The sequence below is a fragment of the Tenacibaculum aquaeponti genome, assembly GCF_057221555.1.
Map to the genome: position 1 here is coordinate 754,906 of NZ_CM170147.1, position 22,596 is coordinate 777,501.

A 22,596-nucleotide genomic window follows, 5' to 3' on the forward strand; every position below is an offset into this window, starting at 1 on the left:
AATAAATTATTTAATGAGAAAATTAGTCTTTTCACTAGTTTCATTTACTTTAGTACTTGTTTCTTGTAAAACTGAACCTAAAAAAGAAATTATTAAAACTTCTATTCCCAATACAGCTTTTAATAAACTTTTAAAAGAATATAATGAAGGGAAATTAGAATTAAATCCAATAAACGCAACTTATGCAGGAGATTATCGTTTTAACGATAAATTCCCTAATTTTTTATCTGATTCATACGCTTTAAAAGCAAAAGATTTCTTCACAACATATAAAACTAAACTTAATGATTTCTCTACAGATTCTTTAACTGAAAGTCAGCAAATGAGTAAAGCTGTACTTGCTTGGGATTGTGATATGATGTTAAAACAAATGAGTTTTAAAAATGATCAGTTACTTCCAATTAATCAAATGTGGACAATCAATCTAACTGTTGGTCAACTAGCTAGTGGAAGTTCTGCACAACCTTTTAAAACAGCTCAGGATTATTATAATTGGATAAAACGATTAGAAGGTTATCATACTTGGCTACAAACGGCTCAAGAAAGAATGAAACAAGGAATTAAAGAAGGTTTTGTATTACCAAAATCTTTAATAAAAAAAGTAATTCCTCAGTTTAAAGTTTTAGCAGAAACTAAAATTGATCTGCATTTATTTAATACTCCTTTTAAAAGTATTCCGCAAGAGTTAGATGCTACTGATATTAAAACAATTAAAAAACAAGCTTCTATAATTTTAAATGATAAACTAATTCCTTCTTTTAAAAAAATGTATGATTTTTTAAAAACACAATATTTAAATGCTGGTTTAGATACTAGTGGAATTGATGCTGTTCCAAATGGAAAAGAATATTACAAACATTCAATAAAAAATTATACTACTACAACTATGACTGCTGATGAAATTCATGAGTTAGGTTTAAAAGAAGTTGCTAGAATTTTATCTGAAATGGAAAAAGTAAAAAAGGAAGTTGGTTTTGAAGGTGATTTAAAAGCATTTTTCAATTATGTAAGAAATAATAAAAAATTAATGCCTTACTCAGAACCTCAGCAAATTATTGATAACTTTAATACTATTCATAAAAAAATGAAACCTCAGTTAGAAAAGTTATTCGACAACAAACCTAAAACAGGTTTTATTGTTAAACAAACTGAGAAGTTTAGAGAAGCTTCTGCAAGTGCAGAATATAACCCTGGTTCATTAGACGGCACACGTCCTGGTGTATTTTATACTCCAATTCCAGATGCAACTAAATACAATGTTTTTTCTGATGAAGCTTTATTCTTACATGAAGCAATACCTGGACATCACTATCAAATTTCTTTAACTCAAGAAAATGAAGATTTGCCAGATTTCAGAAAAACTCTATGGTATAGTGCTTATGGTGAAGGCTGGGCTTTATACACCGAAAACTTAGGTAAAGAATTAGGATTATATACAGATCCTTATCAATATTTTGGAATGTTAGGAATGGAAATGCATAGAGCAATTCGTTTAGTTGTTGATACTGGGTTACATTCAAAAGGATGGAGTCGTGAAAGAGCTATTCAATATTCTTTAGATAATGAAGCAGAAAGTGAGGCTAGTATCATTTCTGAAATTGAGCGCTATATGGCAAATCCAGGCCAAGCTTTATCATATAAAATAGGGCAGCTAAAAATTCTTGAATTACGTGCTAAAGCTAAAAGAGAATTAGGGGATAAATTTGATATTCGACAATTTCACAATCAAGTTTTAGAAACTGGATGTATCCCATTAGCCTTATTAGAAGCTAAAATTGATAAATGGATTACCTCTTTAAAATAAAGATGATTTTATAAAAATTAAAGAAAAAGAGAAGTTTAATAACTTCTCTTTTATGTTTAATATAAATAAATTAAATCTTGTATAACCGTAGAATTTAATTCAAACAACACTGATTATTTAAAATGGTTCCTTTACAAATTTTAGTTCCAAAAAAAACTCCACATGGTGTTCCGTTTATATTTCCCATTGAAAGTACATTCGACTGGCTAGAAGAATAGCATGTACCTGGTATACAAACTGGAGGTCTTGTTCCTCCTTTTATCTCTTTTTGAGATTCTTTACTTATTAATTTTCCTAAAGTTAATATTGATTTTTTCATATTTAAGTTTTTATAATTTATACATTACATTCCCCATTCATTAGCATACCATTCTTCAAAAGAACACATAGCACATCTTCCAAACTGATTCATACATGTCATAAATCCACATGGATTTCCTCCAGGACTTTCATCAGGGTTTCTTAATCTTCCTCCTTTTATTTGTTGTTGACTTTCTTTGCTTAGTGCTTTTCCTAAGTTTAATATTGATTTTTTCATTTTTATAATCTTTAGTTTAAAATAAGAACCTCACTTATTTTAAAGACACGAGGTTATTAATGTCTTTTTTCGCGAAAAATAATGTTGGGAATGTCTTGCAATAATTTCCTTTTCGATTCAAAGAAAAATCAACTATTTAAGGTTTGCAAAAAGTGTATGCATAGTTTTATAAATTTAGGCAAGTTAAATCTCTTAACCTCAGCAAATACAATAGTTCTATCGCTATTCTTTATAAAACCTATATTTATAAATTTAGGTAAATCTTTATTTTTTAAAGTTTTTATATTTCAAAAATTGAGTAATTTACACCTAATTAACCTTTAAAATTCTATGAAAAACTTCGTTTCAACGATTGTATTTATTTTATTCTATAACTTTGGATTTACTCAAATATCTAATGCCTCTTTTAAATCTTTAACAGGAAAATCTTTACATGAATTAATTCATACTTATAAACTAAGAATTCTTGCTGGAGACAATTTTAATGTTCATAATGAATTACAAGAACTTTGGAAAAAAATTGATAGAACAAACAATCAATCTTTAAAAAATGACTTTCATTTTTTAAAAACGATTATTGTTATGAAAAACTTGAGTTTTAAGGATAATTTAAAAAATGTAAACGCATATAAAAGCTACATAACATCTACAAACTACATAATTAATCATCCATATTTAGCCAAGTTAGAACTACTTGAAGCTTTTTGCCATTTTTATAAAGGTAACTGGAAAAAGGCTTTAACAAAATTTGAAATTAGTAGTATGCTAGCAAAAGAGGAAAACGATTTAATTATTGAAGCTAAAGCTCAACTTTATGCAGATTATGTTTTGTGTTATACACTTTATGAATCTTTAGGTTTCAAAAGAATTAAAAAACTATATGATCGACTTAATACTACAAACATTCCATATGCCATTGAGAAAGATGTTAATTTAGTACAAATAGAAATTACAGAGCTTATTTTTAGATTTTATAAACACAATAAGGAATATGAATTAGACACTTTAACTAAATATCAAACATTACATAAAAAACATATAAAAAAAAGTAAAAGCAAACTAGCTTATGTAAAAATGTACTTAATGGAAGCTTACATCGCTGGAAGAAATAAAAAGTTTGAAAAATCGAAAACATATTTAGATAGTGCAAGACAACAACCTTTAGATTTTTATAACAAAGGGTTAGAAGCAGATATACTCTATCTATTAGGCGATTATAATGGTTCTATAAAAGTTTTAGAAAGTTTCAGTTATTTTAAAACTAATCAAAAAGTTAATCCTTGGACCAAATCTGAATTAAATCTATTAGCAAATGCTTATGGTGAAGTTGGAAATTATAAAACTTCTAACAAATATTATAAAGATCATATCGAAGCTTCTAATCAATTAAATACTATTACAGATTCTATCTCGAGCCATGTTACTAAACGTGAAAGTGAAAAATTTCAAATTGAATTTGAAAAACAAAATAAAACAAGTTATACAAATACAACTAAAATTATTTATCAGATAATCTTCTCTCTGTTTTGTCTCATTATTACTATCTCTTTCCTTTTCAAAAGGAAAAAAAATAACGTATTACATAAAAAAATAACCAATCATAAAAAAAATTCTATACTAAAAAAAGAAACTATGATTGAGATTATTGAAAATTTAGAACTTCTAGAAAAAGAAAACTTCTATTTGAATTTAAACTGCAATGCATACAATACTGCTAAAAGAATAAACACAAACACAACTTATTTATCTAAAGCAATAAACGCTCATTATAAAAAAAGTTTTAATGACTATATCAATACTTTAAGGATTGAATATATTCTTGAAAAACTTTCTCAAGACAAGCGTTATAAATCATATAGTATAGAAAGTTTAACTAAAGAATTAGGTTATAAGAGTTCAGATTCTTTCAGAAAAGCATTTAAAAAACAAACAGGAAGTTTACCTTCAAATTTTATAAAAACCTTAGACTAATCTTTATTTTTAATTTTTTTAAAAACTTTAGCTACTTCTAATGGTCGATCTGTTGCTATAATATTTGCTCCATTTTTTATGTATGTTAAGTATACTTCATCGTTACCTTTAGCTACAGCACTTTTATCTAAATTCCCTAATGTTCCTAAAATTGTTTTAATGCCTTTTTCTTTTAAACTATTGTAATGGGAAAGATCTGGTTGTCTTGTTCCTACAAAACCTAATAATTTTTCTGCTGGTAAATTTGCTTTTTCTATTTGATCTATTGCTCCGTTATTACCAGCAGAAACAGAAATAATCATTTCCTTATTTAATTGGTGAATTAGTTTTGCATCTTGAATTCGATAGGTAATAATAGCAGCATAATCTACAGCATTATGTTTCTCTACAAAATCAACTACTTTGTTAAAAGGTACTCCTCTTTTTATATCTAAAGTAAATAATACTTTTCCTTTTCCCCACGATAAAACTTTATCTAACGTAGGTATTTTAAAATTAGTTTCTTTCCCCTCATTATCTACTAAATTTAGTTTTTTAAGCTCTTCATAAGTTTTATCCTGAACATTTCCATATCCTGTAGTGGTTCTATTTAAAGTTTTGTCATGCATTAAAACTAATACACTGTCTTTACTCATTGCAACATCACATTCTATTACTACTGGTGTGTATTTCGTTATATTTTCAAAAGTTTCAATTGCATTCTCTGGAAAACCAGGATAAGGTCCTCCTCTATGTGCACTAATTAATGGAATTGGATTATTACTCCATGATTTAAAAGAAGTTATTAATCTTACATTATCTTTTTCTTTTGTTGAAATCTCATAAACATGATGATTCGACTCATTTGTTTTACAAGTAATTAAAGATAAACTTAAAATAAACAATACTATTTCAACTTTAAAAAACTTCATACTCCTATATTTATATCAGTTATCAAATTTACATTTCTAAAAGCTAAATTTATGTTTAAATTATATTATGTTTTTATAAATTAAAACGAACTATTTTAATCTAAATTTTACACAATCTCATCGTAATTTCTCTATTGAGATGAGTTTTATTACCTTTAAAGCTTTAAAATCACTCTCATGAAAAAGTTAATCTTATGTATTCTTCCGTTTTTTTCATTTGCTCAAGTAAACACAGAAGTACATTTATTTGATATTCAAAAAAAAGAAAATGAATGGATAGTTTCTAACGGACGAAACATTTCTAACAATAAAGCATACGATAACCAACCTCATTTCTACGATGAGAATACAATTATATTTTCTTCAACTAGAAATAAACAAACAGATATTGCTAAATATAATATTAGAACAGGAAAAGTTACTTTTATTAATAACACACCAAAAGGAGGCGAATATTCTCCTCAACGCATACCTAATTCTAAAAATATTTCTGCTGTAAGGTTAGATATAGATGGAAAACAACGTTTTTATGAATATGATTTTAATACCGGTAAAAACAAAGAGCTTATTAAGGATTTAGTAGTTGCTTATCCGGTTTGGTTTGATAAAAACACTTTAGTTTCTTCTGCAATTGTTAATGATTCTTTAGAGTTAAATGTAACAGATATAAAAGCTCAAAAAAGCACAGCAATTATAAAAAATGTGGGAAGATCATTTCATAAAATTCCAAATTCAGATTTGATAAGTTTTACAAAAAAAAGTGATCAAATATGGCAGGTTTGGTCGTTAAATCCTAAAACTTTAGAGAAAAAATCTATTACAAGTATTATGGAGAATCAAGATATGTGTTGGTTACCAGACGGCACTTTATTGATTCCCAATAAAAATGTAATTTTTAAATATCATCCTAAGAAAGATCAAGGTTGGTCTTTATTCCATAGATTTACTAATGAAGAAATTAATAATATTTCTAGAATTACAGTTAATAAAAATGGAACTCAATTGGCTATTGTTGCAGAAGAATCACCAAGACATATTGTGCAAAAACAGTTAGAAGCTTATAATAATAGAAATTTAAAAAACTTTTTAGCAACTTTTAGCGAAGATGTAAAAGTATACACATATTTAGATAAATTAAATTATCAAGGGAAGAAAAAAATGGAATTGGTCTACGGACCAATGTTTAATAGTGTAAAAGATTTAAACTGTAAAATTTTAAATCGCATTATAAAAGGAAATAAGGTAATTGATGAAGAACAAATTACTATAAATGGTAAGAGTTTTAAAACTGTTGCTATTTATGAAGTAAATAATGGTAAAATAACTACTGTACGTTTTTTAAGACAATAAAAAGCCTCCAAAAATGGAGGCTTTTTAAGCTTAGAAAATAATTTTTATTCTATTCTTCTTTTTTCTTGGTGTTCAGTTTTTCTAGTTTTTCTTCGCTTTTTACTAATTTAGATTTCATTTTTAACACTTTTTCATCGTGCTTTTGTATTCTCTCTTCTATTTTGGAAACCTTTTCCATTTTTTCTTTATACTGATCTTCAGTAATCTCTCCAGATGCCTTTTGTGCTTCTAAACGTTCTTTTGTTTTAGCAATTTTAGTCCTTGCTTTAGTATTTTTATCTTCAAAAAAAGCAATCTTTTCTTTCTTATTCTCTATTCTTTGCTGAACAGCATTAGCTTTTTCATTTTTAAAAACTTTTTTCTTAGCTTTTAATTCTTTACGTTTTTCTTTTGTTATTTCTTTATGAGCTTCAAGTTTTTCTTTCAATTCTGGATTTGCTTCTAAATATGCCTTTTTTTCTTCTTTAGACATATCTTTCATTTTTTCTTTATGATCTCCTAAAATTTTATCCTTTTCAACTTTTAATTCTTTTTTCTCTGCTTTAATTTCTTTTTTCATCTCTTTTAACTCCTTCTTTCTTTTTTTAGCTTCAACTTTCTTTTCTTTGAGAGCTGCTTTCTTTTGTTTTACCAACTCTTTTTTAGCTTTTTTCTCTTCTTTAGATTTCTTTTGTGCGTTAACAGTACTTACAAAACTTATAAGTAATGCTACTAATATATATTTTGAAAATTTCATTCTTTAAATTTTATAAGTTATCTAATGCTTTTAATTCATTCTCTATCTCTTCAGCTTCTTTTTGTAACGAATCAACATTTTCGTCAACTTCTTTACTAACAGCTTCTATTTGTTGTTCTAGCTCTACTGCTTTCTTTTTTTCCTCTTCTGCTTTCTTATCTCCGCAAGCAAAAGCAATAAAAGAGAACATTAATACGATTAAAAAGTTTTTTTTCATAAGGATTATTCTTTATTAATTACTGTTGTGAATATAATCATTTTTTAACAGTCTTAAACAAAAAACACTCACGAAAAAAACTTAATCATCTAATAAACAAACATTAAAGTTTTCATATATTTTCAAAACGTTTCTTAAAGAAATACAATTGGCCTAAAACTAAAAAAGTTAAAATAGTAATTAGATACATGATATTTTTAGGAATTGAAACTGATTCAAAAACATTGAATAATTCAAATTCAGGAAAACTTAAACTGAAATTTATTTTTGAAAATATACTAGTTGAAATACTAATTAAAAAAACTAAAAATCCAATAAATAAAGCCAATAACACCATCCAAACTTTCCTAGATATTAATGGCGTGTATTCAAAAACCTTTGCACTTTCAGCTTCTTGTTGGATAATAGTATCCATTACAGAATTTGTAAAATTAAAAGAAGGTACCTCTCCTTGAATTTCTTTAATATACTTTTCAGTAAATCTTTCTAATGATTTTTGCTCTTCATTATGCTCCATAATTAATCAATTCAGATTTAACATTCTCGTTAATAATCGATACTAATCTTTTTCTTGCTCTATGTAAAGTAACTTTAATATTAGATTCTTTAAGTTCTGTAACTTCTTTAATCTCTTTTAAATTTAATTCATCAAAATAAAACATCCATAAAATAGAACGCTCTTGTTCTGGCAGTTTATGCAAACATTTCTTCAACAAATCAGTACGTTCTTTTTTTGTTATTTGTTCTAAAACATTATCTGTGCTTCTTACTTTGTTTTCCGTAATTTCATCAATAACATCAATAACATACTTTTTCTCATTTTTCTTAATTGCATCTAAACAATTTCTATATGCAATTTTATATAACCAAGTAGAGAATTTAGATTCTCCTTTAAACTTACTTAAATTTTTAAATGCTTTGATAAAAGTATCTTGAGAAACTTCTTCTGCTTCTTCTTTATTTTTAAGCATTTTTAAAGCTAAACTATATACCATAACTTTATATTTCTCTACCAAAAAAGCAAAGGAATTTGTGTCACCTGTTAAGGTTTTATCAATATAAGTTTGGTCGTTTTTAATAGTCATTTATCGTAAGACAGGCTACAATTTAAAAAGGTTACAAAAAACTTTCATATTTTTTTTGAAAAAAGTTGTAACCTTTTTTGAAACACTCAAGTCTCAATTACAAACACAATAAAAAACATTTAAAATATATTACATATGGAAGTTGCATTAGTATTTATCTTTTTCTTTGCAGTAGTTTTCGGAATCTTTTATCTATACTTCTCTACAAGAAACAGAGAGCGTTTAGCTTTAATTGAAAAAGGCCAAGAAGCAAAAATATTTTCAATAGGAGAACGAAAAAGATCTACTTTAACAGGAAGAATCATCATCTTAAATTTTGCCTTATTGTTAATGGGGATTGGTGTTGGAATTTTACTAGGATCTATTTTAAGTTATTACTTTGCTAGTCCATCTAAAAATTTTATTGATGGAAGAATTGAAGATAAAATTAGAATTACAGAACAAGTTTTCTATACTTCTTCTATTTTCTTATGTGGTGGCGGAGCCTTACTTTTAGGTTTCTATTTAACAAAGAGACTAGATAAAGAATAAATTAAACATACAAACAGAATCTGTTAAAGAGAGTGTATTACAAGTACACTCTCTTTTTTGTTTTGTATTTTTAGAAAAACAAACTTAATTACAAAATGAACAAATACTTAACTATAATTACTCTATTCATAACCTCATTTTCTTATAGTCAGACTGATACAAAAATTTATGATATTATAAACGCTATATCTACCGATAGAATTAAAGCAGATATTAAAACATTAGCTGATTTTGGTACTCGTCATACTTTAAGTGATACGGTTTCTAATACAAGAGGAATTGGAGCTGCACGAAGATGGATTAAAAATGAATTTGAGCAGATTTCTAAAAAATGTAACAACTGCTTAGATGTTTTTTATCAAAAAGATTTAGTTAAGAAAGGAACAAATCAAAGAATTACAAAAGACGTTTGGGTTGTAAATGTTGTAGCTATTCAAAGAGGAACTAAAAACCCAAATAATTACATTGTTATGAGTGGAGATATAGATTCTCGTATTTCTGATCCGAATAATTATACTGATGATGCTCCTGGTGCTAATGATAATGCTACAGGAATGGCCGGTGCAATAGAAGCTGCTAGGGTTTTAAGTAAATATAAATTTAATAATAGTATTATATATGTTGGTTTATCTGGTGAAGAACAAGGTTTATTTGGAGGAAAAGGATTAGCAAATTATGCTAAAAATAAAGGTTGGAATATTGTTGGGGTAATAAATAATGACATGATTGGTAACATTAAAGGAGTAGATGGAGTTATTGATAATAGAACATTTAGAATTTTTTCTGAACCAACTCCTCCTACAGAAACTGCACAACAAAAAAGAGCTCGTCGTTTTTACGGTGGTGAAGTTGATGGAATTTCTAGACAATTAGCTCGATATATTTATAAAACTACAAAAACCTATATGCCTGAAATGAATCCGAAGATGATTTATAGATTAGATCGTTTTGGACGTGGTGGTCACCATAGACCTTTTAACGATGTTGGTTTTGCTGGAATTAGAATTATGGAAGCTCATGAGAACTACACACAACAACATCAAGATATTCGTACAGAAAATGGTATCGAATATGGTGATAAATTCAAATTTGTAAATTTCGATTATGCCAAAAAATTAACTGCTGTAAACGCTATAAACTTAGCTAGTGTTGCTTCTGCTCCACCTTCACCAAAAAACGTAGGTATTGGAGGAATTGTTGAAGCTGCTGCTAAATTTAAATGGGATCATGTAAAAGGAGCAAAAGGTTATAAAATTTATTGGAGAGATACAACTTCTCCTACCTGGGATCATTTTAAATATGTAGAAAATGTGAATGAATTTGTACTTGAAGGAATTGTTGTAGATAACTTCTTCTTTGGTATTAGTGCAGTTGGTGAAAATGGATATGAAAGTATTGTTAGTTTTCCATCTAAAATAATTCGCTAATGCCTGAAAAAATACAATTATACTTTAAAGAAGATAAAGAATGGTATAATTGGTTATTAAAAAATCATGATACATCTCAAGGGGTGTATTTGATTTTTTATAAAATTGAAACAAAAATTCAATCGATGCGTTGGGAAGAAGCTGTAAAAGTCGCTTTATGCTTTGGTTGGATAGATTCTACTGTAAAGAGTTTAGGTGATGGAAAACGACATCAATATTTCTGCCCAAGAAAACCAAAAAGTGTATGGAGTAAAGTAAATAAAAATTATATTGAAGAATTATTTACTTTAAAACTACTACATAAAAGTGGCTTAGAATCAATAAAAATTGCAAAAGAAAACGGAAGTTGGTTTGCTTTAGATGATGTTGAAAACTTAATAATTCCAGAAGATTTACTGAAATCATTTAAGAGAAATAAAGAAGCTTATACAAACTATAAAAATTTTGCTCCTTCATATCAAAAAAGTTATTTATACTGGTTATTTCTTGCTAAAAGAGAATCTACTCGTAAAAATAGAATTGAAAAAATCGTAACACTTTGTAAACAAAACATCAAAAAAATCAGATAACTATTTATTATATCATTAACAATTTTTTAAAAATTTTAATAATATTTTTACAAACCATTAAATAAATCATTTAAAAATATAGTAAAATGTTTACAAAAAAACCAAGACTAGTATTATCTATCTTCTTGGCATTATTGCTTTTAAGCGTTAATGACATTAATGCACAAAGAAGAAAAAAGAAAAAAGATAAGGAAAAAGCAAAGTTGGAAATGCCTAAAAAGCCTAAGAAAAAACCAACAAAAACAATAGCAGACTTAACTAAAAAAAGCTCAAAAATTGAAGGTTTATTTACCATTTTTCAAGATTCAGTTACTGGATCTGTTAAGTTATTGGTTAAAAAAGATCAGTTAAACAAAGACTATATTTATTTTTCACAAATTGCTGATGGAGTTACTGAAGCTAATGCTTTTAGAGGATCGTATAGAGGATCTAGTGTTTTCAATATTAAAAAGTACTTTAATAAAATTGAATTTGTAGCTCCAAATACATCTTTTTATTTTGATGAAAATAATGCTATATCTAAATCTGCGGAAGCTAATACAAGTGATGCCATTATTACAAGCGCAAAAATTTTAGCTTCTGATGACAAAAAAGGAGAATACTTAATTGACGCTAGCAGTTTATTCCTATCAGAAGCACTTACAAGGGTTAAATTTCCTAGTTTTCCAGGTAGATCTCCTTTTGCATTTAAACTAGGTCGTTTTGATAAAAATAAATCTAAAGTAAATTCAATAAAGAATTACCCAGAAAACACCAATATTAAAACAGAATATGTATATAATAACCCAAGTGTCTTAAATGGAGGAAGCTCTGCTATTAAAGACGGAAGATATGTATCTATTAAGGTATTCCATACTTTTATGAATATGCCTGACAACGGGTATGAAACTAGATTTGATGATCCTAGAGTTGGTTATTTTACTACAGAGGTAAACGATATGACTAGCACTGATGCTATTAATTATAGAGATTTTGTTCATAGATGGAGATTAGTAAAAAAAGATCCAAATGCTGCAATTTCTGAACCTGTTACTCCTATTACTTGGTGGATTGAAAACTCAACTCCTCTTGAATGGAGAGAAACTATTAAACAAGGTGTTTTAGCATGGAATGTTGCTTTTGAAAAAGCAGGATTTAAAAATGCAATGGTTGTAAAAGTTCAACCTGATAATGCTGACTGGGATGCTGGTGATGTAAGATACAATGTTTTACGTTGGACTTCTTCTCCTAATCCTCCTTTTGGTGGATACGGACCTAGTTTTGTTAATCCAAAAACTGGAGAAATCTTAGGTGCAGATATCATGTTAGAATATGTTCATTTTACAAACCGAGTTCGTTTAGATCGAATTTTTAATGCTGCTACTTCTTTTAATTCTGAAGAAGAAACTCATAAAAACGTATTCTTAAATAAAGATAATCACATGTTATGTTCTGCAGGACATCTTATGCATGAAAACACTATGTTTGGTAAAACTGTGTTAGCAGCAACTGGAGCAACTGATATGCAAATGGAAGGTATGAAGCGTGAAGCTATGATTGCTTTGATTATGCATGAAGTTGGACATACTTTAGGTTTAAACCACAATATGAAAGCTAGTCAATTATTTTCACCTGCTGAATTAGCTAACCCTGAATTTATTAAAGGAAAATGCTTAACTGGTTCTGTAATGGATTATGCAGCTATTAACTTAACTTTAGATCCAGCTAAACAAGGTCAATATTATGATACTGCTGTTGGACCTTACGATGTTTGGGCAATTCAATTTGGATATACTCCGTTTAGAAACAAAACTGAAATGGATGCTTTATTAGCTCAATCTACAAAACCTGAATTAATTTTTGGAAATGATGCAGATGATATGCGTTCTCCTGGTAAAGCAATTGACCCAAGAGTAATGACTGGTGATTTATCTAATAATCAAATTGCTTATTCAATAGATCGTATCAAGTTAGCTAATAATGTTAAGAAAAACATCAAATCTAAATTAACTAAAACTGGTAAATCTTATCAAGAATTAAGAAATGCTTATTATGTATTAAGCGGACAAGCAGCTAGAGCTGGAGATGTAATTTCTAGATTTATTGGTGGTGTTTATGTTGATAGAGCTATGGCCGGACAACAAGGAGAAACTCAACCATATACTCCTGTAAGTTATACAGATCAAAAAAGAGCTATGAATGCTTTAAAAACGTACATTTTTGCTCCAAATGCATTTAAAGCTCCAAAAGAGTTATATAACTATTTAGCTAGACAAAGACGTGGTTATAATTTCTTTGGAGGACCAGAAGATCCAAAAATTCATGCACAAGTTTTATCTTACCAAATGAGAGTTTTAAGTCATATTTTACATCCTAATACTTTACAACGTATTAGCGATTCTGAATTATATGGAAATCAATATCGTCTTTCAGAATTTATGACTGATTTAAATAACTCAATTTTCAAAAATGACATTTATGGATCTGTAAATTCTTTCCGCCAAAATCTACAAACACAATACACAAAAATGTTATTAAATATGGTAAGCGGAAAAGCAAAAAACAGATTTACTAATGCTTCTAAAGCAATGGCTTTATACAATTTAAAAAACATTAAATCTTGGGTAAGTAATGGTACTGGAAATATTGCTACAAAAGCACATAAAAACCAGTTAAAATTATTAATTACAAATACTTTAAAGGAAATAAAATAATTTCATTTTAAAAGAACATAATTTAAGAAAACCGTAGTAAAAAACTACGGTTTTCTTTATTTTTACTGTATGGCAAAAATCTTATTAACTGGAGGAACTGGGCTGGTAGGAACACTACTAGAACAAAAATTAAAAAAGAACAATCATGAAGTAATTATTCTTTCTAGGAACCCCAAAAAAAAACATCATTTTAAATGGGATGTTAAAAACAACTATGTTGATCCTAAAGCTCTGGAAAATACCGATTTTATTATTCATCTTGCCGGTGCAGGTATAGCTGATAAAAAATGGACTAATAAACGTAAACAAGAATTAATAGACAGTAGAGTTTTATCTGCAAACTTATTATATCAAAAGATTAAAGAATACAACACTTCTTTAAAAGGTTTTATTTCCTCTTCAGGAATTGGATATTACGGAGCAATTACTTCTGAAACTATTTTCAAAGAAGAAGATCAACCAGCTAAAGATTTTATCGCCAAAATATGTATTGAATGGGAAAATGCAGCTAATCAATTTTCAAAAGATAATATTCCTGTTACTATTTTAAGAACTGGTGTCGTTTTAAGTAAAGATGGTGGTGCTTTAAAAAAAATGAATACTCCACTATTTTTATCCGCTTTAGGAAAAGGAGATCAGTATATTCCTTGGATTCACATTGAAGATTTATGTGATATGTATGTTAAAGCAGTGGAAGATCAATCTTTTAATGGGATTTTTAATGCAGTAGCACCAGAGCATCAAACCAATAGTTCATTCACAAAAACTTTAGGGAAGGTATTAAAGAAATTTGTTACTCCTTTTAATGTTCCTAAGTTTGTTTTGCAACTAGTTGTAGGAGAATTGGCTGTTATTGTATTACAAGGAAGTAGAGTTTCTACAGAAAAAATTAAAAAGTATTTTTCTTTTAAATACAAAGAGCTAACAAAAGCTTTAGAAGAAATATATCAATAAAAAAAAGAGCTGTTTTAATAAACAGCTCTTTTTTTATATTGTTTGTCTCGTCCTGAAATAGCGTTACACAAATTTGTAACCTTATGAACGACAACATTTACCGCAAACGTACTCAGAAAGATTATACGATGAGTTTTAAACTTTCGGTTGTATCGGAAGTAGAAAAAGGCGAATTAACCTACAAACAAGCTCAACTTAAATATGGGATTCAAGGAAGAAGTACTGTTTTAGTATGGTTGAGAAAATATGGTAACTTTGATTGGACTGATCAAACACCATCTAATATGCCAAAATCACCAGAACAAAAATTATTAGAGTTAGAGCAAAAATTACGTCAATTAGAAAAGCAAAACAATCGTTTAAAAGCTCAAGCAGCAGCATCAGAGAAGAAAGCGATACTGTTTGATATGATGATTGATTTAGCTGAGAAAGAGTATAATATTCCTATTAGAAAAAACTCCAAAACCGAGTAATTGATATGTTTGTTTTACAAAAGAAAGAAAGTATTTCTTCTACCTGTAAATTACTTGGGTTTAGCAGACAGGTCTATTATCAAGCTAACTATAGAGTTAAGAAATCTCAATCAATAGCCAATAAGGTTGTTGAATTGGTTAAGCGTGTAAGAATGGAACAACCAAGGATTGGGACAAGAAAACTGTATTATCTTCTTTCGGAGGAATTAAGCAGTTTAGCTGTTGGAAGAGATCGATTATTTGATATTTTACGAGCTAATAAACTATTGATAAAACGACAAAAGAGTTATCACATTACAACCAACTCTCATCATCGTTTTAGAAAACATACTAATCTTATTGAAAATCTGGAAATAAATAGACCAGAACAAGTATGGGTAGCAGATATTACATATTTAGGCAATCGTAAGAACCCTATGTATTTATCATTAATTACAGATGCATATTCTAAGAAAATCATAGGATATCATTTGGATAAAACTTTAGAAGTAAGCTCAACGGTAAAAGCCTTGGAGATAGCTATGAAAAATAGAGTATATCCAGAGAAGGAACTTATCCATCATTCAGATAGAGGATTGCAGTACTGTAGTAACATCTATCAAAATATTTTATCAAAACATAATATTAAATGTAGTATGACAGAATCATACGATCCATATCAAAATGCGATAGCTGAACGGGTTAATGGAATCTTAAAACAAGAGTTCTTTATTGCTACCACAAATCTAGATATTAAGATAATGAAGAAAATAGTAAAGCAATCAATAACTATTTATAACTCTAAAAGACCGCATTGGTCATGTCATTTTAAAACTCCTAACCAGGCACATCAACAAAATAAAATGAAGATAAAATCATATCGAAAAAAAACATCATCTAAAGCTATAGCTTTAGATGATGTTTAATATATTTAATCAATAAATAACTGTAACGGTTATTTAGGACTAGTCAGTTTTTATAATTTCTACTTTTTGGTTGTAGTCATTAAAATTTTAGAATTCACTTTTTGTCCTTGAACCTTTATAATTAAGTCCATATCCATATCTTTCATGTTTCCTGTTTCTCTATTAATAGTTCCTTTACCAGAAATAGCATTTTCTTCTCCAGAAATAGATCCAGAAACCTTAACTTCAACATTATCAGAATTAATAGCAGTAACTTCATACACATAGTCCATTTTACTACCTTCTTTTGTAGATTTCATTGCACTCCAAGTTGATCCAACAGTAACCTCTTCTTCAGGAAGAACCATACTACTAAAATTATCTTGGAAATCTTTTACATTTCCGTTACCTGAAATCACTTTAGTATTTATCACATTACCTCTTTTATCATATTCGAAAGCAATAAGCGTACTTAAAAGATCTTTCATTGATGAATGTGCACCTTGAGCAAAAGCATCCATTTCAGATTCTTTCATATTAGAATCGTATTTCATTTGCTGCCCCATTGCATTCATATCCATTTTTACATTTTTAAAAGAAGCTTCAGTTATAAAACTTTTTTCTTTTACTTCTGTTACTTTCATTTCCATTAGCATTTGAATATCTAACTTCATCATCTCTCCCATGTCTTGATTCATTTTCAAAGCGACTTGATAAACATCTCCTTTTTCATAGTTTAGACGTAATAAAACTTTTTCTTGTGAAAAACTTAAAGCACTAATTAAAAACACAAAGGCTACAAGTATTTTTTTCATTATTTAATAATTTTAGTTTGATCGCCAAAAGTAATAAAAAGAAACTTGTTCAATTAGAGTTAAAAAAGCATATCAAATAAAATTTTGTTTTAAGAATTATTTTACAAGTCGTAAAAAAAAATTGGTTATAACTCAATAATGAGTAATAACCAACCTCTATAAACATTAAATAAATGCTTTTATATAAAGTATATTGCTTAAAAATCTTGATTAGGATCCCACGCTTCAATGATATCTTTAAATGTTTTGATAAACATACCTCCTAAAGCTCCATTTACAACTCTATGATCATAAGAATGAGATACAATCATTTTATGACGAATACCAATTAAATCTCCTTGAGGAGTTTCGATAACAGCAGGTTTTTTAATAATTGCTCCTAAAGCAAGAATAGCAACTTGTGGCTGGTTAATAATAGGTGTACCTGTAATACTACCAAAACTACCAATATTGGTAACAGTATATGTTCCTCCTTGAATATCGTCTGGCTTTAACTTATTAGCTCTTGATCTAGTAGCTAAATCGTTAACTTTTTTAGTCATTCCTACTAAACTTAATTCATCAGCATTTTTAATTACTGGTACAATTAAATTACCGTCAGGAAGCGCAGCAGCCATACCTAAATTAATATTTCCTCTCTTGATGATCTTATCTCCATCTAAAGAAATATTGATCATAGGATGTTTCTTTATTGTTTGTGCAACGGCTTGCATAAAGATTGGAGTAAATGTTAACTTCTCTCCTTCTCTTTGTTGGAAAGCGTTTTTAACTTTATTTCTCCAGTTTACAATATTTGTTACATCGATCTCTATAAAAGACTGAACGTGTGGAGAAGTTTGCACTGAATCTACCATGTGTTTTGAAATCAGTTTCCCCATTCTACTCATTTCAATAATTTCATCCTCTCCACTCATTGTAATTGGAGCAGACTCAACCTTTTTAGGTTTTTCAATATCAAATTGAATAGCATCGTTAGTTTTTACAGGAGCTTTACCTCTATTCTTAACATAATCAAGAATATCGTTTTTAGTAACTCTACCATCTTTACCTGTTCCATTAACTCTTTCTAATTCAGAAAGAGCAATACCTTCTTTCTCTGCTATGCTTTTTACTAATGGAGAATAAAAGCGATCACTAGATGAAGTATCTATAGAAGTTACAGTTTCTTTAGCAACTTCTACAGTTTTTTCTACTTCAGCAACTGCTTCAGAAGTAGTTTCCTTTACTGGTTCTGGTTGCGCTACAGCATTTCCTGAATCTTCACCTTCTACTTCGATAATAGCTATAGTTTGACCAACTTGAACTACGGCATCTTTTTCAAATAAAATTTCAACTAATTTTCCATCTACTTCACTAGGAACTTCACTATCTACTTTATCTGTTGCAACTTCAACAATAGTGTCGTCCATTTCAATAGTATCTCCAACTTCTTTTAACCATGAAGTTATCGTTGCCTCTGCAACACTTTCACCCATTTTAGGAAGCTTTAGTTCGAATTTTGCCATAGTATTGATCGTTTTTACTACGCAAAAATAAGAAATAAAATTTATTTATTTATTATTAATTCCAATGCAAATTAATGTTTTTATTACGAATACCATAAAAAACATCATTTTGACCACCTTTTTTTTAAGTATTATTTAAGAAAATTATTTTTTTTAAAACACTAATAAACAATTCACTAATGAATTTCACTTTACTTTACACCTTATAAATCAAACATTTAATCAACTAATTATTTTTTACCCATTTCATAAAGTCAAGAAAAACGGTATTCCAATGCCTTTTTTTCTTCCCATTTGGCAACTTTTCATTAAAGCTATGATCTAAATTTGGATATACCTTAAATGTTAGGTTTTCTTTTTTGTTTCTTATAAATTCAACAGGAATTAAATAAGTGGATTCTATTGGAACTGATATATCTTTAGCTCCCATAGCTACATACAATGGAACATTAATTTGTAATAAGTTTTCAATTGGTGGCTCTGAAAAATAATACCATCTTTTATAAGGATGTCCGTACCATTTTTTATGAATTGAATCTTTATTTTTTACAATCTCTTTATATTTCACAAATAAAGAATCCATCTGTTTTAAACCTTCTTCTTCGGTTAATTTTCCTGTTAAAACATCCTTTCTTATAAATAAAGGAAAATCATACCATTGAGAATTTCCACTACCTGACCAAAACCCTACATGTGTTATTTCTTTATTAATTGAACCTACTTTTGCTACCACATCACTTCCTTCAGAATGTCCTATTACTACTATCCGTTTTGGTCTTTGAATGTAATTTGTAAGTATATCTTTTATTACTTTATCTATTTGATAAGCTCTGTGTTTTAGAGTCATTGTTTTGTGATAGACTTCGGGTGCTTTAAACTCTTTTTTTGAATCAACACAAAATGGAATATATGTTTTTGAAACGATAAAAAAAGCATAGTCATCTGGTATCTCTTTCAAATCAAAAGGCATCGTACTTCCTCTATATCGAATTCCATTTTCTTTAAAAAAACTGTAAAACGGTTTTGAACTTGATCCATGAATAAACAGTAGTATGTTCTTTTTTGAAGAAACCTCACCTTTGGAATAGACATGATAATTAATCGTATCATTATTACTTACAAAGGTGAAGTGTTTAAACATATTAATTTTTTCACATTGTGCATGAACAGATAATAGTCCTGATAGAATCATAAATACTATCCATAGTTTCAAAATATTAATATCTTTCATCTGATTCTTCTTCTTTTTCTCTTTTTATTTCTTTTAGATTTTTAATTGAAGCTTCTAATTCTCTTTTGGCTCTTTCTAATCTTGCTTCTGCTCTTCCTATAGAATTCTCTCTTCTACTTTCAAATGTATGTCTTTTGTGTGATGATATAAACTCTTGTAAATCTTCTCCTATCGACTTTATTTTTCTATAAAAACTAGAATTCGTTGCTTTTTTATCTAAGTAAATTGATAATCTATTTTTTGATAAAGTACATTCAAAAATTACTTCTCCATTTTCTACAATTTCCCACAATAACTCTCTTCTATTCTTTTTAACTTTAATATTATCTAAAGCATCGGTAAGAATATTTTTAACTCCATCTTTTTTTGATGAATGAAACTTAGATCTGAATTTGTATTGTTTTTTTGAATCTGAAACACTTGTTGAACTACTAACTCTAGATGATGATGTAGTTACTTCTGTATGTGAATTTCCTGAACTTGGAGCTTGTGGAGGAGTTGGAATTTCTGGAGTGTTTTGTGCACAAGCACTGATTGATATTAAAATTGTTACTAAGGTTGCTTTAATACATTTCATAATATTTAGTTTTTAATTACACTCCAAAATTAGTTGGTATTAAAAACTAAACCTGAGTTTTTTACTCTGTTAACCTAGCATTAACCTACTTAAACAACTGTATTAACTTATCTTAAATTCGAGCCCAATTCCTCTTGAACTTTCTATAGTTATAGCTGAGTCTTTTTTGAAATATTTACGAAGTCTGCTGATAAAAACATCCATACTTCTTCCAGAAAAGTAATCGTCGTTTTTCCATACAGCTTTTAATATTTCTTCTCGTTTTAACATTTGATTCTTATGGTCGAATAAAAACTGAATTAAACTAGCTTCTTTTTCTGTTAATTGCTGAATTTCATTTTCGAAAACTAATTCTAATCGTCTTTGGTTAAAGCTATAATTTCCTATTTGAATAACACCTTCATTAACAACTTTAATGACACTGTTTGTCGATCTTTTTATGATATTATTAATTCTTAATACCAATTCATCTGCATCAAAAGGTTTTACGATATAGTCATCTGCGCCTAACTTTAATCCTTTTAATCGATCTTCTTTTAGTTTTCTTGCAGTTAAAAAAATAAAAGGAATTTCTGGATTTACCTCTATTACTTGTTCAGCCAATGTAAATCCATCCATTTTTGGCATCATTACATCTAAAACACAAATATGAAAACTACTCTCTTTGAATTTCTCTAAAGCTTCTTCACCATTTTGAGTCCAAACTACAGTGTAGCCAGACATTTCGAGATATTGCTTCAAAAGATTACCAAAATCTACATCATCTTCTGCTAATAAAATATGTTCTTTTGTTTGAGCCATTAATCTAAAGGTAATTTAATATTAAAAGTAGTTCCTTTTCCTTTTTCACTTTTTACTGAAATTGTTCCGTTATGTGCTTTTATGATTTGATTGCTATAATACAATCCTAAACCCAAACCTTTCACATTATGAATATCTTTATTTTCAGCTCTGAAAAATTTATTAAAAATCTGTTGAATATCTTTCTTTGAAATTCCAATTCCGTTGTCTGCAATTATAACTTCAACGCCCTTATTATGATTCAGTTGAACTTCTAATTCAGTTCCGCCATACTTTACAGCATTTTCTAAAATGTTAGACAATACAGTACTCATGTAAAATTTATCGACTTCAATTAAAACATCATAATCACACATAACATTAGTTAAAGTAATGTCTTTATTAGAGATTAAAAAATCGTCTACAATCTCTAATACAAAATCATTCAGATTTACAGTTTCCTTTTGTAATTCAATTTCATTATAACCTAAACTATTATTTAATACTTGATCAACTAGTTTTTGTAATCTTATATTTTGCCTTTCTATAGTTTCTATCGTTGATTCAACAAAATTATTTTGCGCATTAATATCTTGTTTTTTCAACATTTTTGTTGCTAAGGATAAAGTAGCCAAAGGTGTTTTTAATTCGTGAGTGATGTTATTAATAAAATCTGTTTTTACATCAGCTATTTTCTTCTGAGTTATTAAATTTTTTATTGAATAATAAAAGAGACCTATCACAAAAAGGAAAATACAACAAGACGAAATAAGTAATCCTCTCATTTCGTTTAATATGATTGAATTTGCCTCATCTATATTCATGTAATTTACAGTTTTAAAAACTACATCATAATTTCCTTTTTTTAATTCTCCTTTAATTTTTCTTTGAAAAGTTCTATTCGTTTCCCAAGTAGAAGTACCTAATCGTAACTCTGGATCATTTTGAAATTCATATCCGACTAACTTAAATTTACTTGAATTTTTATCATAAAAAATAGTATCGGTTTTTAAACTATCTACTAAAATTATACTCTCTAAAATCTTATGATATTTTAAATCGAAATTTAAATTTTTAGACTTCATTTCTTTTTCATATTCTACAATAAATCTTGGATTTAAAGAATCATTTATTTCACGTAATCTATTAAGCAGCTTTTCTTTTGGGAGCATTTGAATACTATATGCATCTAAATCTTTTAGAAAAGTATTAGAAATAGCATCACTAATTGAATCTATTGATGTCCCATAATTTCCAATTTTCCCTACCATTTCGCTGGTAGTATCAATTAATGCTTCTTTCCTTAAATCATAGGTGTTTTGAATTAGTCGAGCTTGAATTAGCGATAAAGCTATTAATCCAACAATAGAAGCTACAACCAATAAAATTATTTTTCTAGACATCCTTCAAAAATAACATTTGTTTCTATATTCTTTAAGTTAACAACCTCCATTAACCTTCAATTAACTTAAAAAAATTGTGTGATTTTTCTAATTATCAATAAGAACATATAATTTCGTTTTATTATTTTGAATCTATATAATA

At 28.0% G+C, this 22,596-nt stretch carries 22 protein-coding genes; 9 read left to right on the plus strand and 13 right to left on the minus strand.

The features are described 5' to 3' along the window. Nucleotides 1–13 precede the first annotated feature (13 nt). Complete coding sequence (locus AC2TEO_RS03430) at nucleotides 14–1,804, plus strand: DUF885 domain-containing protein (RefSeq protein WP_442266765.1); 1,791 nt, start codon at nucleotides 14–16, stop codon at nucleotides 1,802–1,804. Between the two features lie 94 nt (nucleotides 1,805–1,898). On the opposite strand, the gene AC2TEO_RS03435 is transcribed toward AC2TEO_RS03430, so the two are convergent. Then, nucleotides 1,899–2,123, minus strand: coding sequence for a hypothetical protein (locus AC2TEO_RS03435; RefSeq protein WP_442266766.1), 225 nt, complete (start codon nucleotides 2,121–2,123; stop codon nucleotides 1,899–1,901). 24 nt (nucleotides 2,124–2,147) lie between these two features. Beyond that, entirely contained in the window at nucleotides 2,148–2,342 is a 195-nt protein-coding gene (locus AC2TEO_RS03440; protein ID WP_442266767.1) for a hypothetical protein, read from the minus strand. Between the two features lie 330 nt (nucleotides 2,343–2,672). Here AC2TEO_RS03440 and AC2TEO_RS03445 point away from each other — a divergent pair, with 330 nt between their 5' ends. After that, on the plus strand, nucleotides 2,673–4,313 hold the full coding sequence (locus tag AC2TEO_RS03445; protein WP_442266768.1) for a helix-turn-helix domain-containing protein: 1,641 nt from the start codon (nucleotides 2,673–2,675) through the stop codon (nucleotides 4,311–4,313). Here the strand turns inward: AC2TEO_RS03445 and AC2TEO_RS03450 are convergent. After that, a complete protein-coding gene (locus tag AC2TEO_RS03450; protein ID WP_442266769.1) occupies nucleotides 4,310–5,224 on the minus strand; it encodes a glycerophosphodiester phosphodiesterase family protein in 915 nt (304 codons plus the stop codon). The genes AC2TEO_RS03445 and AC2TEO_RS03450 overlap by 4 nt on opposite strands. Nucleotides 5,225–5,401: 177 nt before the next feature. On the opposite strand from AC2TEO_RS03450, the gene AC2TEO_RS03455 reads away from it, so the two are divergent. Next, nucleotides 5,402–6,574 (plus strand): nuclear transport factor 2 family protein, encoded by a 1,173-nt coding sequence (locus tag AC2TEO_RS03455; protein WP_442266770.1) that lies wholly within the window; start codon nucleotides 5,402–5,404, stop codon nucleotides 6,572–6,574. 49 nt (nucleotides 6,575–6,623) lie between these two features. Here the strand turns inward: AC2TEO_RS03455 and AC2TEO_RS03460 are convergent, their stop codons facing one another. The 4 genes from AC2TEO_RS03460 to AC2TEO_RS03475 all read right to left on the minus strand — a co-directional run bounded on the left by AC2TEO_RS03460 (nucleotide 6,624) and on the right by AC2TEO_RS03475 (nucleotide 8,612). After that, a complete protein-coding gene (locus AC2TEO_RS03460; RefSeq protein ID WP_442266771.1) occupies nucleotides 6,624–7,310 on the minus strand; it encodes a hypothetical protein in 687 nt (228 codons plus the stop codon). Nucleotides 7,311–7,320: 10 nt separating this feature from the next. After that, nucleotides 7,321–7,527, minus strand: a complete 207-nt coding sequence (locus AC2TEO_RS03465) for a hypothetical protein (protein ID WP_442266772.1) — start codon at nucleotides 7,525–7,527, stop codon at nucleotides 7,321–7,323. A 112-nt stretch (nucleotides 7,528–7,639) separates the two neighbouring features. Continuing rightward, the gene (locus tag AC2TEO_RS03470; RefSeq protein WP_442266773.1) at nucleotides 7,640–8,044 is read right to left on the minus strand and encodes a hypothetical protein; all 405 of its coding nucleotides are present in this window, start codon (nucleotides 8,042–8,044) and stop codon (nucleotides 7,640–7,642) included. Then, a complete protein-coding gene (locus tag AC2TEO_RS03475; protein ID WP_442266774.1) occupies nucleotides 8,034–8,612 on the minus strand; it encodes an RNA polymerase sigma factor in 579 nt (192 codons plus the stop codon). Before AC2TEO_RS03475 ends, AC2TEO_RS03470 begins: the two co-directional genes overlap by 11 nt. Nucleotides 8,613–8,747: 135 nt before the next feature. Here AC2TEO_RS03475 and AC2TEO_RS03480 point away from each other — a divergent pair, with 135 nt between their 5' ends. The 6 genes from AC2TEO_RS03480 (at nucleotide 8,748) to AC2TEO_RS03505 (ending at nucleotide 16,164) form a co-directional block, all read left to right on the plus strand. Next, on the plus strand, nucleotides 8,748–9,143 hold the full coding sequence (locus tag AC2TEO_RS03480) for a DUF6249 domain-containing protein (protein WP_299682153.1): 396 nt from the start codon (nucleotides 8,748–8,750) through the stop codon (nucleotides 9,141–9,143). A 95-nt stretch (nucleotides 9,144–9,238) separates the two neighbouring features. After that, nucleotides 9,239–10,570: a M28 family peptidase gene (locus AC2TEO_RS03485; RefSeq protein WP_442266775.1), complete on the plus strand. Its 1,332-nt coding sequence runs from the start codon at nucleotides 9,239–9,241 to the stop codon at nucleotides 10,568–10,570. Beyond that, on the plus strand, nucleotides 10,570–11,139 hold the full coding sequence (locus AC2TEO_RS03490) for a YdeI/OmpD-associated family protein (protein ID WP_442266776.1): 570 nt from the start codon (nucleotides 10,570–10,572) through the stop codon (nucleotides 11,137–11,139). The genes AC2TEO_RS03485 and AC2TEO_RS03490 overlap by 1 nt, the downstream gene beginning before the upstream one ends. 86 nt (nucleotides 11,140–11,225) lie before the next feature. Continuing rightward, nucleotides 11,226–13,832 (plus strand): zinc-dependent metalloprotease, encoded by a 2,607-nt coding sequence (locus AC2TEO_RS03495; protein ID WP_442266777.1) that lies wholly within the window; start codon nucleotides 11,226–11,228, stop codon nucleotides 13,830–13,832. A 69-nt stretch (nucleotides 13,833–13,901) separates the two neighbouring features. After that, complete coding sequence (locus AC2TEO_RS03500) at nucleotides 13,902–14,786, plus strand: TIGR01777 family oxidoreductase (protein WP_442266778.1); 885 nt, start codon at nucleotides 13,902–13,904, stop codon at nucleotides 14,784–14,786. An 83-nt stretch (nucleotides 14,787–14,869) separates the two neighbouring features. Then, nucleotides 14,870–16,164, plus strand: a protein-coding gene (locus tag AC2TEO_RS03505; protein ID WP_442266462.1) for an IS3 family transposase whose coding sequence is annotated in 2 segments (ribosomal slippage) — nucleotides 14,870–15,236 and nucleotides 15,236–16,164 — 1,296 coding nt in all. Because the reading frame shifts where the segments join, the coding sequence is not laid out codon by codon here. A gap of 59 nt (nucleotides 16,165–16,223) precedes the next feature. Here AC2TEO_RS03505 and AC2TEO_RS03510 read toward each other — a convergent pair. The 6 genes from AC2TEO_RS03510 to AC2TEO_RS03535 all read right to left on the minus strand — a co-directional run bounded on the left by AC2TEO_RS03510 (nucleotide 16,224) and on the right by AC2TEO_RS03535 (nucleotide 22,454). Next, nucleotides 16,224–16,958, minus strand: a complete 735-nt coding sequence (locus tag AC2TEO_RS03510) for a hypothetical protein (RefSeq protein ID WP_442266779.1) — start codon at nucleotides 16,956–16,958, stop codon at nucleotides 16,224–16,226. 197 nt (nucleotides 16,959–17,155) lie between these two features. Continuing rightward, nucleotides 17,156–18,463 carry a dihydrolipoamide acetyltransferase family protein gene (locus AC2TEO_RS03515; protein WP_442266780.1) on the minus strand — a complete coding sequence of 436 codons (1,308 nt, stop codon included), beginning with the start codon at nucleotides 18,461–18,463 and terminating at the stop codon, nucleotides 17,156–17,158. 226 nt (nucleotides 18,464–18,689) lie between these two features. Next, on the minus strand, nucleotides 18,690–19,694 hold the full coding sequence (locus AC2TEO_RS03520; RefSeq protein WP_484730875.1) for a dienelactone hydrolase family protein: 1,005 nt from the start codon (nucleotides 19,692–19,694) through the stop codon (nucleotides 18,690–18,692). Next, complete coding sequence (locus AC2TEO_RS03525) at nucleotides 19,681–20,271, minus strand: hypothetical protein (RefSeq protein ID WP_442266782.1); 591 nt, start codon at nucleotides 20,269–20,271, stop codon at nucleotides 19,681–19,683. The genes AC2TEO_RS03520 and AC2TEO_RS03525 overlap by 14 nt, the downstream gene beginning before the upstream one ends. Before the next feature lie 102 nt (nucleotides 20,272–20,373). Further along, entirely contained in the window at nucleotides 20,374–21,072 is a 699-nt protein-coding gene (locus AC2TEO_RS03530; protein ID WP_442266783.1) for a response regulator transcription factor, read from the minus strand. Beyond that, nucleotides 21,072–22,454, minus strand: coding sequence for a sensor histidine kinase (locus tag AC2TEO_RS03535; RefSeq protein ID WP_442266784.1), 1,383 nt, complete (start codon nucleotides 22,452–22,454; stop codon nucleotides 21,072–21,074). Before AC2TEO_RS03535 ends, AC2TEO_RS03530 begins: the two co-directional genes overlap by 1 nt. Between the last annotated feature and the right edge of the window lie 142 nt (nucleotides 22,455–22,596).